Source organism: Streptomyces smaragdinus (assembly GCF_009604385.1).
GTDB lineage: Bacteria > Actinomycetota > Actinomycetes > Streptomycetales > Streptomycetaceae > Streptomyces > Streptomyces smaragdinus.
The window spans coordinates 77,495-92,309 of the sequence record NZ_WEGJ01000003.1 but is presented as its reverse complement, the minus strand read 5'-3'; the positions used below and the strand labels follow the sequence as shown (position 1 = coordinate 92,309).

At 72.7% G+C, this 14,815-nt stretch carries 7 protein-coding genes; 4 read left to right on the top strand and 3 right to left on the bottom strand.

Annotation, left to right across the window (positions count from 1 at the left end; genetic code table 11):
* Positions 1 to 40 precede the first annotated feature (40 nt).
* On the top strand, positions 41 to 1,156 hold the full coding sequence (locus SRB5_RS36320) for an acyltransferase family protein (RefSeq protein ID WP_228389880.1): 1,116 nt from the start codon (positions 41 to 43) through the stop codon (positions 1,154 to 1,156).
* Between the two features lie 33 nt (positions 1,157 to 1,189).
* Here the strand turns inward: SRB5_RS36320 and rox are convergent, their stop codons facing one another.
* Positions 1,190 to 2,623 carry a rifampin monooxygenase gene (gene rox, locus SRB5_RS06520; RefSeq protein ID WP_153450491.1) on the bottom strand — a complete coding sequence of 478 codons (1,434 nt, stop codon included), beginning with the start codon at positions 2,621 to 2,623 and terminating at the stop codon, positions 1,190 to 1,192.
* 325 nt (positions 2,624 to 2,948) lie between these two features.
* On the opposite strand from rox, the gene SRB5_RS06515 reads away from it, so the two are divergent.
* Together SRB5_RS06515 and pulA are read left to right on the top strand one after the other, a co-directional pair.
* Positions 2,949 to 4,325, top strand: a complete 1,377-nt coding sequence (locus SRB5_RS06515; RefSeq protein ID WP_153450490.1) for an alpha-amylase — start codon at positions 2,949 to 2,951, stop codon at positions 4,323 to 4,325.
* A gap of 94 nt (positions 4,326 to 4,419) precedes the next feature.
* A complete protein-coding gene (gene pulA, locus SRB5_RS06510) occupies positions 4,420 to 9,777 on the top strand; it encodes a pullulanase-type alpha-1,6-glucosidase (RefSeq protein WP_153450489.1) in 5,358 nt (1,785 codons plus the stop codon).
* On the opposite strand, the gene SRB5_RS06505 is transcribed toward pulA, so the two are convergent.
* Positions 9,734 to 11,137: an MFS transporter gene (locus tag SRB5_RS06505; protein WP_194292858.1), complete on the bottom strand. Its 1,404-nt coding sequence runs from the start codon at positions 11,135 to 11,137 to the stop codon at positions 9,734 to 9,736. The genes pulA and SRB5_RS06505 overlap by 44 nt on opposite strands.
* Positions 11,138 to 11,208: 71 nt before the next feature.
* On the opposite strand from SRB5_RS06505, the gene SRB5_RS06500 reads away from it, so the two are divergent.
* Positions 11,209 to 12,051, top strand: a complete 843-nt coding sequence (locus tag SRB5_RS06500) for a LysR family transcriptional regulator (RefSeq protein WP_153450488.1) — start codon at positions 11,209 to 11,211, stop codon at positions 12,049 to 12,051.
* Between the two features lie 655 nt (positions 12,052 to 12,706).
* On the opposite strand, the gene SRB5_RS06495 is transcribed toward SRB5_RS06500, so the two are convergent.
* Positions 12,707 to 14,671 carry a hypothetical protein gene (locus tag SRB5_RS06495; RefSeq protein ID WP_228389879.1) on the bottom strand — a complete coding sequence of 655 codons (1,965 nt, stop codon included), beginning with the start codon at positions 14,669 to 14,671 and terminating at the stop codon, positions 12,707 to 12,709.
* Positions 14,672 to 14,815: the final 144 nt, after the last annotated feature.

The following is a 14,815-nucleotide window of genomic DNA, read 5'->3' as shown; positions in this document are numbered from 1 at the left end:
GCGCAAGGTGGTCATTCCGTCGCCGGCGGTGGCCGTGGTGATGGCGGGGCCCCGGTCCGGCCCGGGCTCCGGCACCCCGCCGGTTCCGCCGGATCCCCGTCCGGCGCCGGCGCCTTCGCCGCCGAAGCCCGCCGGACGGGACCGCTGGCTGGACCTGTTGCGGGCCGTCGCGCTGGTGCGGGTGGTCGTCTATCACACCTTCGGCTGGGCGTGGCTGACGGTGCTGTTCCCGTCCCTCGGCGTGATGTTCGCGCTGGCCGGATCGCTGATGGCGCGGTCGCTGGGGGACCGGTCCGCGTGGTCCGTGATCCGGGGGCGGATGCGGCGGCTGCTGATCCCCTTCTGGGTGTTCGCGGTTGTCGCGGTGGGGTGGATGCTGGAGCGCGGGTGGCATCCGGCCGAGCCGTGGCGGCTGGTGCTGTGGGTGGTGCCGCTGGGGGATCCGCCGGGCAGTGCGTGGGGGGAGCAGCTGACGGGGCCGCTCTGGTACATCCGGGCCTATCTGTGGTTCGTGCTGCTGTCGCCGGTGCTGCTGTGGGCCTGGCGGCGGGCCCCGCTGCCGTTGCTCGGCGGGTTCCTCGGGCTGGCGGCGTGTGCGCAGTACGAGGTGTGGGGGCTGCCCGAGCCGGTGTCCGCGGCGCTCTCGGACTTCGGGATCTTCGGCGCGTGCTGGCTGCTGGGGTTCGCGCATCGGGACGGGTCGCTCGACGCGGTGCGGGGGCGGACGGTGCTGGTGGGTGCGGGGGTGCTGCTGGGGGCGGGGGGCTGGTACGCGGTGACGCACCGGGTGCCGGACGGGGGGTACGACCTGGGCGGGATTCCGCTGGCGCAGGCGTTGTGGTCGCTGGGGTTCGTGCTGGCGCTGATGCGGTTCCGGCCGCGGGGGGTGCCGTCGCTGCGGGGTGGCGGGGAGCGGCTGGTGCGGGTGCTCAACCGGCGGGCGGTGACGGTGTACCTGTGGCACGAGGTCGCGCTGGTGGGCGGGGTGCTGCTGCTGGACCGGCTGTGGCAGGTCGACGTGCTGGCGGAGCATTTGCCGCTGGGGTCGCAGTGGGTGCTGTTCGCGCTGGTGTGGCCGCTGCTGGCGGTGGCTGTCCTCGGCGTGGGCCGGGCGGAGGACGTCGCGTCCCGTTCCGGGCGGCGGAAGGGGGCGTGAGTACGGCCCTGTCCGGCGCCGGACCCGTAACCCTCAGCCGGCCGCGCCGAACCACCGCTCCAGCGGGCCGGACAGCTCCGCCTGATCGTCGCCGACCCACGCCACGTGTCCGTCGGGGCGCAGCAGGACGGCCGGTACGTTCAGGCCGTCGTCCAGGTCGCCCTCGTCGACCACGTGGTCCACCCGGTCCGTCCACCCCGCCACCGACAGCCGCCCCGTACGGTCCAGCAGCAGTCCGCGCCCGGTACGCAGCAGCTCGTACAGCCGCCCCGACGTCAGCTTCACGTCGCGCAGCCGGCGGCCGGCCAGCGGATGTGCCGCGCCCAGGTCGTAGCGGATGCCGATCGCGGTGATCTTCTCGATCAGCCGCCGGTTGACGTCCTCGAACTCCATCAGCTCCGCCACCAGCGCCCGCACCGCCCGCGCCCCCGGCTCGGTGGACATCAGCTCCATCTGCGCCCGGGTGTTGGCCAGTACGGCGGCGGCGACCGGATGCCGTTCGGCGTGATAGCTGTCCAGCAGCCCCTCCGGCGCCCGCCCCGACAGCTCGGCGGCGAGCTTCCAGCCCAGGTTGAAGGCGTCCTGGAGGCCGAGGTTGAGGCCCTGGCCGCCGGTCGGCGGATGGATGTGCGCGGCGTCGCCGGCCAGCAGCACCCGGCCGGTGCGGTAGCGCTCGGCCAGCCGCGTGGCATCCCCGAAGCGGGAGAGCCAGCGCGGCGAGTGCACCCCGAAGTCGGTCCCGGCGACCGCCCGCAACCGGGCCCGGAACTCCTCCAGCGTCGGCGGCACCCCACGGTCCTCCGCCACCCCCGCGGCCGGTACGACGACCCGGTACACCCCGTCCCCGAGCGGCCCGAGGCCGAACCGCTTCTGCGTCTCCCGGACCTCCGCCACCACCGCCGCCACCGTCTCCGCCGGCGCGGCGGCCTCCATCTCGCCCAGCAGCGTCTCGTTACGCGTCGGCTCCCCGGGGAAGCCGACCCCGAGCAGCCCCCGGACCGTACTCCGCCCGCCGTCACAGCCGACGAGGTAACGCGCCCCCAGCCGCGAACCGTCGGAAAGCGTTGCCGTCACCCCCGCGTCGTCCTGGCTCACCCCCGTCACCTCGCACCCCCGCCGGATCTCCGCGCCGACCCCGACGGCGTGCTCCTCGAGCAGCCGGTCGGTGACCGTCTGCGGGATGCCGAGGGTGTACGGATGCGCCGTGTCCAGATCGTCCGGCGCCCTCCCGGGCAGCCCCGCGAAGAACCCGCCCACCGGATACCGCGTGCCGTGCGCGAGGAACCGCTCCAGCAGCCCCCGCTGGTCCAGCACCTCGACGCTCCGCACATGCAGCCCCAGCGAGCGCACGAACGGGGTCGGCCGCGTCTCCTTCTCCAGGACCACCACGGCGGCCCCGCGCAGCCGCAGCTCGGCAGCCAGCATCAGTCCCGTCGGCCCGCCGCCGACAATGATCACGTCAGTCATCTGTACGCCCGTTTCCGCAGGTTGTGGCCTCGGCCCGGCATTGTGCGCCAGAGCCCCGGTCTTGCCGCAAGCCCCCCGGTGCGCTATAGGTTGAGAGTGGCAGGGAGCGAACGACTCCTTGCCCTTCTTTGTGTCCGGGCGCGCCGGCCGACCGGTCCTGCAATTTCTTGCAGAGCCCTCCGCCGGCCTCCTCCGTATCGATACGGCCCGGACACCACCGCATTACGTCCTCAGGGTTGACCGCCAGGTCATGTCGCCCTACCGTCCTCCGCAATACAGCGCTGAATCTTTCTGCAAGAACCTTCAGTGCCCTCCAGGAGGAGTCATGGCCCGAAGAACCGCCGCGGTACTGGTCGCGCTCGCCGCAGTCACCGCCGTCGCCGGACCCGGCACCGGAACGGCCGGTGCCGCACCGCCCGGCACCAAGGACGTCACCGCCGTCCTCTTCGAGTGGAAGTTCGGCTCCGTCGCCCGCGAGTGCACGAACGTCCTGGGCCCCGCCGGCTACGGCTTCGTCCAGGTCTCCCCGCCCCAGGAGCACATCCAGGGCAGCCAGTGGTGGACCTCGTACCAGCCCGTCAGCTACAAGATCGCCGGACGCCTCGGCAGCCGCACCGACTTCCAGAACATGGTCAACACCTGCCACGCCGCCGGGGTGAAGGTCGTCGCCGACAGCGTGATCAACCACATGTCCGCGGGCTCGGGCACCGGCACCGGCGGCTCCTCGTACAGCAAGTACAACTATCCCGGCGTCTACTCCAGTCCCGACTTCGACAACTGCACCTCCCAGGTCAGCAACTACGCGGACCGCTGGAACGTGCAGAACTGCGAGCTCGTCGGCCTCGCCGACCTCGACACCGGCGAGGACTACGTACGCGGCCGCATCGCCGCGTACCTCAACGACCTGCTCTCCCTCGGCGTCGACGGCTTCCGCATCGACGCCGCCAAGCACATTGCAGCCGCCGACCTCGCGAACATCAAGTCCCGGCTGACCAACCCGGGTGTCTACTGGAAGCACGAGGTCATCTACGGCGCCGGCGAGGCCGTCCAGCCCGGCGAGTACACCGGCAGCGGCGACGTCCAGGAGTTCCGCTACGCCTACGACCTCAAGCGCGTCTTCACCTCCGAACGCCTCGCCTACCTCAACAACTACGGCGAACCCTGGGGCTATCTGAGCTCCTCGAAGGCCGGCGTCTTCGTCGACAACCACGACACCGAACGCAACGGCTCGACCCTGAACTACAAGAACGGCGCCAACTACACCCTCGCCAACGTCTTCATGCTCGCCTGGCCCTACGGCGCCCCCGACATCAACTCCGGCTACGAGTGGAGCAACGCCGACGCCGGCCCGCCGAACGGCGGCACCGTGGGCGCTTGCTGGCAGGACGGCTGGAAGTGCCAGCACGCCTGGCCGGAGATCAAGGGCATGGTCGGCTTCCGCAACACCACCCGCGGCCAGGCCGTCGTCAACTGGTGGGACAACGGCTACCAGGCCATCGCCTTCGGCCGCGGCACCAAGGGCTACACCGTCATCAACCACGAGGGCTCCACCCTCGACCGCTCCTTCCAGACCCAGCTGCCCGCCGGCTCCTACCGCGACGTCCAGCGCGGCGGCTGCGTGACGGTGAACGCGAGCGGCTGGTTCACCGCGAGCATCCCGGCCCAGACCGCGCTCGCCCTGCACACCGGCGCCCGCTGCTGAACCCCGGACCCCGGCCGCGCGCCGGGGGCACCCCAACCGGCCGCCCGGGCTCCCCACCGGGCGGCCACCGTACGTACCGAGGAGACCCGCCCGTATGAGACGCCCAGCCCCGCGCCGTACCGCCGCCTTCGTGGCGACGGCGCTCCTCGCCGCCCTGGCACCGGCGGTCCCCGCGGCCGCCGCCGCACCGCCGCCCCCGCCGTCCGACAGCGCGATGGCCGCCGCACCGGCCCGGCACGACCTGACCCGGGAACAGTTCTACTTCGTCCTCCCCGACCGGTTTGCGAACGGCGACACCAACAACGACCGCGGCGGGCTGACGGGCAGCCGGCTCGAGACCGGGTTCGACCCGGCGGACAAGGGCTTCTACCAGGGCGGCGACCTCAAGGGGCTGACGGACCGGCTCGACTACATCAAGGGCCTGGGCACCACCGCGATCTGGCTGGCGCCCATCTTCAAGAATCGCCCGGTGCAGGGCACCGGCGCCGACGCCTCCGCCGGCTACCACGGCTACTGGATCACCGACTTCACCCAGGTCGACCCGCACTTCGGCACCAACGCCGACCTCACGCGGTTGATCGACAAGGCGCACGGGAAGGGGATGAAAGTCTTCTTCGACGTCATCACCAACCACACCGCCGACGTCGTCGACTACCAGGAGAAGTCCTACGGCTATCTGAGCAAGGGCGCCTTCCCGTACCTGACGAAGGACGGCGTTCCCTTCGACGACTCGGACTACGCGGACGGCACGAACGGCTTCCCCGCCGTCGACGCCGGCTCCTTCCCCCGCACCCCCGCGCCCGGCGCGACCAGGAAGGTCCCCGCCTGGCTCAACGACCCCACGATGTACCACAACCGCGGCGACTCCACCTTCGCCGGCGAGTCCGCCGAACACGGCGACTTCTCCGGCCTGGACGACCTGTGGACGGAACGCCCCGAGGTCGTCGCGGGCATGGAGAAGATCTACGAGCGCTGGGTACGGGACTTCGCCGTCGACGGCTTCCGTATCGACACGGTCAAGCACGTCGACATGCCGTTCTGGACCCAGTGGGCCACCGCGCTCGACGCATACGCGGCCGAGCGGGGCCGGGACGACTTCTTCATGTTCGGCGAGGTCTACTCCGCCGACCCGGCGATCACCGCGCCGTATGTGACCGAGGGACGCCTCGACTCCACCCTCGACTTCCCCTTCCAGGAGACCGCCCGCACCTTCGCCTCACGCGGCGGCGGCGCGGACGCCCTCGCCCGGCTCTTCGCGCAGGACTACCGCTACACGACGGACAAGTCCAACGCCTACGAACAGGTGTCCTTCCTCGGCAACCACGACATGGGCCGCTTCGGCACGTTCCTGAAGCAGGACAACCCGGGCGCCTCCGACGCCGAGCTCCTGAAGCGGTACGGCCTGGCGAACGACCTCATGTTCCTCACCCGCGGCAACCCCGTCGTCTACTACGGCGACGAACAGGGCTTCACCGGCGCCGGCGGCGACAAGGACGCCCGCCAGACCCTCTTCGCCTCCCGGACGCCCGACTACCTGGACGACGACCAGCTCGGCACCGACCGCACCCACGCCACCGACGCCTACGACCCCGACCACCCCCTGTACCGCCGCATCGCCGCGCTCGCGAAGCTGACGAAGGACAACCCGGCCCTGCGCGACGGCGTCCAGACCGAACGCCTCGCGGACGGCAGCGTGTACGCGTTCTCCCGTACGGCCGCCCGCACCGAATACCTCGTCGCCGTCAACAGCGCCACCGAACCGAAGACCGTCCGCGTCCCGACCGGCTCGGCGGACACGGACTTCACCCGCCTCTACGGCGGCGACGGCACCGTCCACAGCACCGCCGACGGCACCCTGGACCTCGAGGTCCCCGCCCTCGGCACCGTCGTCCTCGAGGCCACCACCCCCCTCCCCGCCCCCACCACCGACCCCACGCTCACCCTCCACGCCCCCGAGGCGGGCGCCGCCGGGACCGTGGAGATCGGCGCCGGCGCCGACGGCGGGCAGCTCAACCGCGTGGTGTTCGCCGCCCAGCAGGGCGACAAGCCCTGGCGGATCCTCGGCTCCGCCGACCACGCCCCGTACAAGGTCACCCAGAAGATCACCGCCCCCGCCGGCACCGACCTGCGCTACAAGGCCGTCGTGATCGACTCCGCCGGCCACACGGCGAGCGCCACCGCGGCCACCACCGCCGGCTCCGTCCCCGCCGAGGCGCCGCCGACCGCCGTCAGCCGCGACTACGCGGTCGTCCACTACAGCCGCCCCGACGGCGACTACACCGACTGGAACCTCTACACCTGGGGCGACGTCGCCGACGGCCAGTCCGGCCCCTGGCCCCAGGGCCAGCCGTTCATCGGCCGCGATGCCAACGGCGCCTTCGCGTACGTCAAGCTCAAGCCGGGAGCATCCGGCGTCGGCTTCATCGTCGTCGACAAGAACGGCGTCAAGGACGTGGACGCCGACCGCTTCGTCGACCTGACGAAGACCGGCGAGGTCTGGGTCGAACAGGGCAAGCCCGAAGTCCGCGAAACCGCCCCCGACGCACCCCCGCAGGACACCTCGAAGGCCGTCCTTCACTACCACCGCGCCGACGGCGACTACGACGGCTGGGGCCTGCACACCTGGACCGGCGCCGCGAACCCCACCGACTGGGCCCAGCCCCTGCGGCCCACCCGTACCGACGCCTACGGCGCCGTGTTCGAGGTGCCCCTCACCGACGGCGCCACCTCCCTCAGCTACATCGTCCACAAGGGCGACGAGAAGGACCTCCCCGCCGACCAGTCCCTCGACCTCAAGGCCGACGGCCACGAGGTCTGGCTGCTGAACGGCCGGGAGAAATACCTCCTCCCGCAGCCCAAGGGCGGCGGCGCCGCGCTCGACCTCGGCAAGGCCCAGGCCGTCTGGCTCGACGCCACCACGGTCGCCTGGCACGGCAGCCCCGCCGCCGCCTCCACCCAGCTCCTCTACTCCCGCGACGGCGGCATCGCCGTCCAGGACGGCCGGCTCACCGGCGAGGCCCACTGGCTGCGCCTGACCCCCGCCGAGCTGACCGACGCCCAGAAGACGAAATTCCCCCACCTCAAGGACTACCCCGCCTTCCACATCGACCCCCGCGACAGCGACCGCGTCCGCGACGCCCTCGGCGGCCAGCTCGTCGCCACCCAGCGCGCCGCCAACGGCGCCGTCCTCACAGCCACCGGCGTCCAGCTCGCCGGCGTCCTCGACGACCTCTACGGGCGGACCGCCGCCAAGGCGAAGCTCGGCCCGGTGTTCACCGCCGGCCGCCCCACCCTCTCCCTCTGGGCCCCGACCGCCCAGCACGTCGCCCTCGAGATCGACGGCACCACCGTCCCGATGCGCCGCGACGCCACCTCCGGCGTCTGGACCGTCACCGGCCCCGCGAGCTGGCGCGGCAAGGCGTACCGCTACGCCGTGACCGTCTGGGCCCCCGCCGCCGGAGAGGTCGTCACCAACCGGGTGACCGACCCGTACTCCGTGGCCCTCACGACGGACTCCGAACGCAGCCTCCTGGTGGACCTGCGCGACAAGTCCCTCGCCCCGGCGGGCTGGTCCACCCTGACCAAGCCCGAGGCCGTACCCCTGCGCGACGCGCGGATCCAGGAACTCCACATCCGCGACTTCTCCGCCGAGGACCCCACGACGGCCGCCGCCCACCGCGGCAAGTACCTGGCCTTCACCGACCGGGACTCCGACGGCACCCGGCATCTGCGCGACCTCGCGAAGGCCGGCACCTCGTACGTGCACCTGCTCCCCGCGTTCGACATCGCCACGATCCCCGAGCGCACCGCCGACCAGTCCGTCCCCGCCTGCGACCTGCCCTCCTTCGCCCCGGACTCCGACAAGCAGCAGGAGTGCGTCGGCAAGGCGGCGGCGAAGGACGCGTACAACTGGGGCTACGACCCGTACCACTACACCGTCCCCGAGGGCTCCTACGCGAGCGACCCGAACGGCACGGACCGCACCCGCGAGTTCCGGCAGATGGTCCAGTCGCTCAACGGCGACGGCCTGCGCGTCGTCATGGACGTGGTCTACAACCACACCTCCGCCTCCGGCCAGGCCGCCACCTCCGTCCTCGACAAGATCGTCCCCGGCTACTACCAGCGCCTCATGGCCGACGGCTCCGTCGCCACCTCCACCTGCTGCGCCAACACCGCGCCGGAGAACGCGATGATGGGCAAGCTGGTCGTGGACTCGGTGGTGACCTGGGCCCGCGAGTACAAGGTCGACGGCTTCCGCTTCGACCTGATGGGCCACCACCCGAAGGCCAACATGCTGGCGGTACGGGCCGCCCTCGACGCCCTCACCCCCGAAAAGGACGGCGTCGACGGCAAGAAGATCATCCTGTACGGCGAGGGCTGGAACTTCGGCGAGATCGCCGACGACGCCCGCTTCGTCCAGGCCACCCAGAAGCACATGGCCGGCACGGGCATCGCCACCTTCTCCGACCGCGCCCGCGACGCGGTCCGCGGCGGCGGCCCCTTCGACGCCGACCCCGGCGTCCAGGGCTTCGCCTCCGGCCTTTTCAACGAGCCCAACGGCTCCGCCGCCAACGGCACGACCGCCGAACAACGGGCCCGGCTGCTGCACTACCAGGACCAGATCAAGGTCGGCCTCACCGGCAACCTCGCCGGCTACCGCTTCACCGACACCTCCGGCCACGAGGTGACCGGCGCGGACGTCGACTACAACGGCGCCCCCGCGGGCTACGCCGACAACCCCGGCGACGCGCTCGCCTACGTCGACGCCCACGACAACGAGACGCTGTTCGACGCGCTGGCCTTCAAGCTGCCGGCGTCGGTGACCCCGGCGGCCCGCGCCCGGATGCAGGTCGTCGCCCTGGCCACCGCCGCGCTGTCGCAGGGCCCGGCGCTCTCCCAGGCCGGCTCCGACCTGCTGCGGTCGAAGTCCCTGGACCGCAACTCGTACGACAGCGGCGACTGGTTCAACGCCATCCACTGGGACTGCCGGGCCGGCAACGGCTTCGGCCGCGGACTGCCCCCCGCCGCCGACAACCAGCCCAAGTGGGGCTACGCGGCACCCCTGCTGAAGGCCGCGTCGCTGCAGGTCGGCTGCCCGGACATCGCCGGCGCCTCGGGCGCCTACCAGGACCTGCTGCGCATCCGCGCCACGGAGGGCGGCTTCTCGCAGACCTCCGCCGCCGGGGTGCAGTCGGCGCTGTCCTTCCCGCTCTCCGGGACCGCCGAGACGCCGGGCGTGATCACCATGCGGCTGGGGAAGCTGGTCGTCGTCTTCAACGCCACTCCGGAGACCACCGGCCAGCGGATCGGCTCCCTCGCCGGTACGGACTACCGGCTCCACCCCGTGCAGGCGGGGGGCTCCGACGAGGTGGTACGCCAGTCGTCGTACGACGCGGAATCGGGGACGTTCACCGTGCCCGGCAGGACGGTTGCCGTGTATACGGCTGGGTAACCGGGACCGTGCGGGGAGGGCGACGGGCGGCGTCGCCCTTCCCGTGCTCAGAGGCTGTTGCCGAACCCCCGTCTGCGCCCCGACGCCCGGCACGCACTCTCGCCGCACGCCGTCCCAGGACAGGTGGCTCCGCCACATGACCTGGGACAGCGCACGCCGAGAGCACGCACCGACCGCCGCGACGCCCGCGCTCCGCGCGGACGACGGGGGTTCGGCAACAGCCTCTCAGCCGCGGCAGCAGCCACCCGATGACCGCGGCGGCGAGTCCGGCCAGACCGGCCGCCGCGAACCCGCCCGCCGGCGCGGTGACATCGATCACCGCGCCGGCGAGCGGCGCCCCCAGCGTGAACCCCGCGCTGAGCGCCGCCGACTGCAGCCCCGTCGCCGCCCCCCGCGCCCCCGCCGGAGCGAGCCGGCTCACCGCGTCGGCCACCGCGGACATGGTCGGCGCGGTCAGCAGCCCCGTACCGACGGCGGCCACCGCCAGCCACGGCCACCCGTGGGCGAGCCCGACGGGCATCGTCACCAGCCCCAGCGCCCCGAGCAGCACCCAGGTGGGCAGCGGCCGGTCCAGCGCACCGTACGTCAGCCCGCCCCCGACGGACGTCACCCCGAGCACGACGACCACGCCCGCCGCCCACGACACCTGACCCGCCTCCTCCAGCGCGGCGACGACCGCGATATCGACCCCGCCGAGCAGCGTGTTGGCGCCGAGCGCCATCACCAGGACGGCCACCATGCGCGCGTCCAGCCACTTCCGGCGCGCCGGCGCCCCTTCCTCCTCCGGAGTCCGCAACGGCGGATCGAGCACGGCCAGTCCGGCCCCGCCCGCCACGATCAAGGCGCCCACCGCCCACGCCACCACCCCCGGCGACCACGCCGCAGCCCCCGCGACGACCGCCGCCGGCCCCACCAGATACGACAACTCCCCCTGCACCGACTCCAGCACGAACGCGGCCCGCCGCTGCCCCGCCCCGGTCGCCGCGGTGATCGCCTGCCGGGTCACGGACTGCGCCGGCACCATCAGCAGCCCTGCCCCGAACGCGGCGGCCGGCAGCGCCGCGTACGGCAGCACGGGGACGCCCAGCCAGAACACGGCCTGCGCCCCGGCCGTCCCGAGCAGCACGCCCCGCGCCCCGCGCCGGTCGATCACCCGCCCGAGCAGCGGCCCGCCCACCGCCAGCCCCGCGGTCAGCGCCGCCGCCACACCGCCCGCCGCGGCGTAGCCGAGGTCCAGATCCAGCACGACGTACATCGTCAGCGCCATCGCGTCGGCCGTGATCGCGGTGCGGGCGAGGAAGGAGACGGCGAACAGCGGGGCCATCCCCGGCAGGGCGAGGATCTGTCGGTAGCCGGTCATCCCCCGACGCTAGATTTCCCGACCGGCCATAGGAAGACGTGAATCGGTTGTCGCCGGCATAATGAATCCTTATGGCCAAGGATCTGGAGATCGCCCTCCTCCGCTCGTTCGTCACCGCCGTACGGTCCGGCAGCATCAGCCGCGCCGCGACCGCGCTGGGCCACACCCAGCCGGCCCTCAGCCAGCAGGTACGCCGCCTGGAGGGCATAGTCGGCCGCCCGCTCCTGCACCGCTCGCCCTCCGGCGTCCTGCCCACGCGGGCGGGCGAGGACCTCCTCCCGTACGCCGAACGCATCCTCTCCCTCTGCACGGAGGCCCTCACCGAGACCGGCCGCGCGCTCACCGGCCACTGCCGCGTCGGCCTCCTCGAGGACCTCGCCGCCTCCCGGCTCCCGCAGGCCCTGGCCGACCTCGCCCGGCTGCACCCGGGGGCGACGCTGGAGGTGCTCTGCCTGCCGACGGCGGCAATGCGGGAGGCGTACGCGGCGGGGCGCGTCCAACTGGTCCTCGACCACGTCCCGGACCTCCCCGGACCCCCGCGCTGGACCGTACGGCAGCCGCTCGCCTGGGCGGTGGGCCCAGGGGTGGATGTCGGCGCCGACCCGCTGCCGGTGGTGCTCTTCTCCCATCCGTGCTTCTGGCGGACGTCGGCGCTGGAGGCCCTGGAGGGGGCGGGGCGGCGGTGGCGGGTCGCGTTCGAGAGCAACAGCCTGGTCGGCGTCCAGGCCGCGGTACGGGCGGGTCTGGGGGCGGCGGCCCTGATGCCGGTGAACCTCTCGCCCGCGACGGCCTCCCCCGCGGCGTCCGCGCTGCCGGCCTTGCCGGACGTCGAGTTCGGCCTTGCGCGGCATCCGCGCGCTGGGGGGGATTTGCTGGTGGACGCGGTGGAGGCGGTGCTCCGGCGGATGATGTAGTCGCGTGGCGGTGTGGGCGGTCTTTGGCTGCCGGTTGCGTCGGCTGACGCGCATCCGGCCTTCGGCCGGAGGCCTCAAGCGCCGGCCGGGCTGGGGGTGGGGTTGTTGGCCTCCTCAGCCGTTCCTGGTCGATCGGGGTGCGCCGCAGTCACGGTAGGGGTCGGGGCCGCCCGACACACCTGTGCGCGTACTGCCGCGTCGTGGTTGGGTTGGGTGCATTTCCCGTACGCGCACAGGCGTGTCGGACGTCCCCTGGCTTTCGTCGGCGGCCGCCGGAATCCGGGGGCTCGGCCCGTGGCGGAGTCGGCCCATTACCCCTGGGCAACGGGGTTGAATAACATGCCCACGGCGGATCGGACAGCCGCCGACGCTATAAGGGGGTGTCCGACACACCTGTGCGCGTACGGGAAGCGCGCCCGAATGGACCACGACGCGGCAGTACGCGCACAGGTGTGTCGGGCGGCCCCGACCCCCAGAGGGCCGGAGCGCACCACGATCGACCAGGCACCGACGCAGAGGCCAAGTCACCCACCCTCAGCCCGGCCGGCGCTTGAGGCCTCCGGCCGAAGGCCGGATGCGCGTCAGCCGACGCAACCGCCAGCCGAAGACCGCCGCAAACGGCCACCGGCCGGACGCACACCGCCGCGCGACGGAGTCAACCCGCGGACGCCGTACACGCCGCGCGCCCGCACACGTCCGCCACGACCCCCGTCGTCAGGAACGTGTACATCTGGTCCCACGCGGCCGGCGACCGCCGGGGGTCACTGTGCGGGTCGCGTCCCGCGAGAGGCGGGGTGTTCGTCAGGGGCTGGTACGGAGAGCCGCTGTCCCAGACCACCATCGCCGAGCCCCGGGCCGGCTCCCGCAGCGAGGGGATCCCCCAGTACGGGACCACGTCCGGGTTGCGGCCGGCCGCGACCACGGGGGTGTGGATCCGGGCGCCCACGGTGCGGGCCTCGACCTCCGCCGCCGTGGGGGAGACCTGGTGGTCGCCGTAGGCCACGTGCATCAGCACCTGGTGGCGCGGAGTCCCGGGCAGGGGGTCGGACGTCATGTGCTGGGCGTAGCCGTTGGCCTCCCCCCGGTCCCAGAGCATCTGGATCAGGGCGAAGCCGAGCTGCTGGGTGAGCTTGTCGGGGTACGCCTGGTCCATGATCTGCTGGAAGGGGGCGAAGTCGACGCTGCGGTTGAGGAGCGTGGAGTAGTTCATGGCGGGGACCCCGAGCACGGACTTGGTGACGTCCGTGGACACGGCGGTGAGCATGCCGCCCATGATCCCGCCCTGGCTGTTGCCGTAGTAGCCGAGTTCGGCGCCGGTGTCGAGGACCGGCGACCCGCTGTCGGACCGGAAGGCGGGGGAGGAGCTGAGGCCGTCGGGGTGTGTCATCAGCTTCCCGAGCCACAGGCCGTTGAGGACGCCCTGCTGCAGCCGGTCGGCGACGGTGCCGAAGCGTCCCAGCTCGCCCATGGTGGCGGCGACGTTGAGGGTGTCCTCCTCCGCCATGCCCTGCCAGCGGGTGGCGCAGAGGGCGAGGTTGTGCGCGGCTATGAGGGACAGCTGGGGTGCGGAGCCGACTTCGGACTCGCGGCCGAGGAGTCCGTGGCCGTACAGCGCGGGTTTGGCGGGGTGGGTGAAGGCGCTGCGGGGGATCTCGCACTGGAAGAGGGCGGTCTGTGTGTTGCCGGGGAGTTGGGAGGGCAGTCCGTCGGAGCCGTAGTGGAAGCCGGAGCCGGGGGGTCCGCCGGGCTGGTTGAGGTAGCTCGGGACCTGGAAGGTGCCGCGTACCTGGCGGACGGCCGGGTTGTCGACGACGTCGGTGACGGTGAAGGAGGGGGACGCGGAGCCGAGGGCGGCGAAGGAGTCGTCACGGATGTGGAGCATGCGCTCGCTGAGGCCGCGCTCGCTGGCGACGGTGAAGTCCCATGCCAGGTTGAGCCCCTTGGGCGGCACCTCGGCCCGCCGCAGGGCCTTCTCCACGCCCCGCATGGCCTGCTGGCGCTCGTACAGCGGGTGTCCCCGCCGCAGCTGAGGCCCGGTGACGGTACGGAACGCGTCTCCGGCGGGGATGGGGTGCCCCGCGGCGTCCTTCAGGTTCCGCAGCGCGACGACGTACCGGTGGCCCTCGAGGAAGTTCCGCGCCGGGCGGATGATCAGCGCCTGCCGCGCGGGGTCCGTGGCGTTGGCGTCCGTTTCCGCCCAGTACGGCCACCGCTCCCCGGTGTCGGCGTCCACGACCACGATCGGCGCGTCCCGCCGCAGCGACGCCCCGATGTCGGTGAGCGGCGCCGCTCCCGTACGGGCGAGGTCGAGCCCCGGCACCTGGGCCAGCAGCATCGACCCGGGGGAGAAGCCGTCGGCGCGGTTCCATTCCGCCGGGTCCATGCCCTGGCCCAGGACGTTGTGGGGCATGGCGGCCGGGGAGAGGGAGACGCGGCGTCCGGTGTCGGTGCCGGAGTCGTGGACGGTGTACCAGTCGTTGGGGAACGGCAGCAGACATTCGGCGGGGACGACGGGGTCGCAGCCGGCGCCCCCGTTCTCCTCGCCGGCCGCCGCCGGAGCGGTCAGCGTGCCGAACGCCAGGGCAGCCGCGGCCGCGGCTGCCAGGTACCGGGACAGCAGCACCAGGACCTCCAGGGGACCCCGCGTCGTCGCGGGGGTGGCAGGGAGTACGGGGCGGGCAAGTCCCGTACCGGGGCGCCGGTTTCCGGGTGACGTGTGTCCTGTACAGGGAAATCGGCTGACTCTTTATCCCCGTCGTCCGGC

What these genes read in the sequence shown, in the direction of transcription:
- SRB5_RS06500 (WP_153450488.1), top strand. Translation starts at nt 11,209, where the DNA reads ATGGCCAAGGATCTGGAGATCGCCCTCCTCCGCTCGTTCGTCACCGCC.
- SRB5_RS06515 (WP_153450490.1), top strand. Translation starts at nt 2,949, where the DNA reads ATGGCCCGAAGAACCGCCGCGGTACTGGTCGCGCTCGCCGCAGTCACC.
- pulA (WP_153450489.1), top strand. Translation starts at nt 4,420, where the DNA reads ATGAGACGCCCAGCCCCGCGCCGTACCGCCGCCTTCGTGGCGACGGCG.
- SRB5_RS36320 (WP_228389880.1), top strand. Translation starts at nt 41, where the DNA reads ATGGCGGGGCCCCGGTCCGGCCCGGGCTCCGGCACCCCGCCGGTTCCG.
- rox (WP_153450491.1), bottom strand. Translation starts at nt 2,623, where the DNA reads ATGACTGACGTGATCATTGTCGGCGGCGGGCCGACGGGACTGATGCTG.
- SRB5_RS06505 (WP_194292858.1), bottom strand. Translation starts at nt 11,137, where the DNA reads ATGACCGGCTACCGACAGATCCTCGCCCTGCCGGGGATGGCCCCGCTG.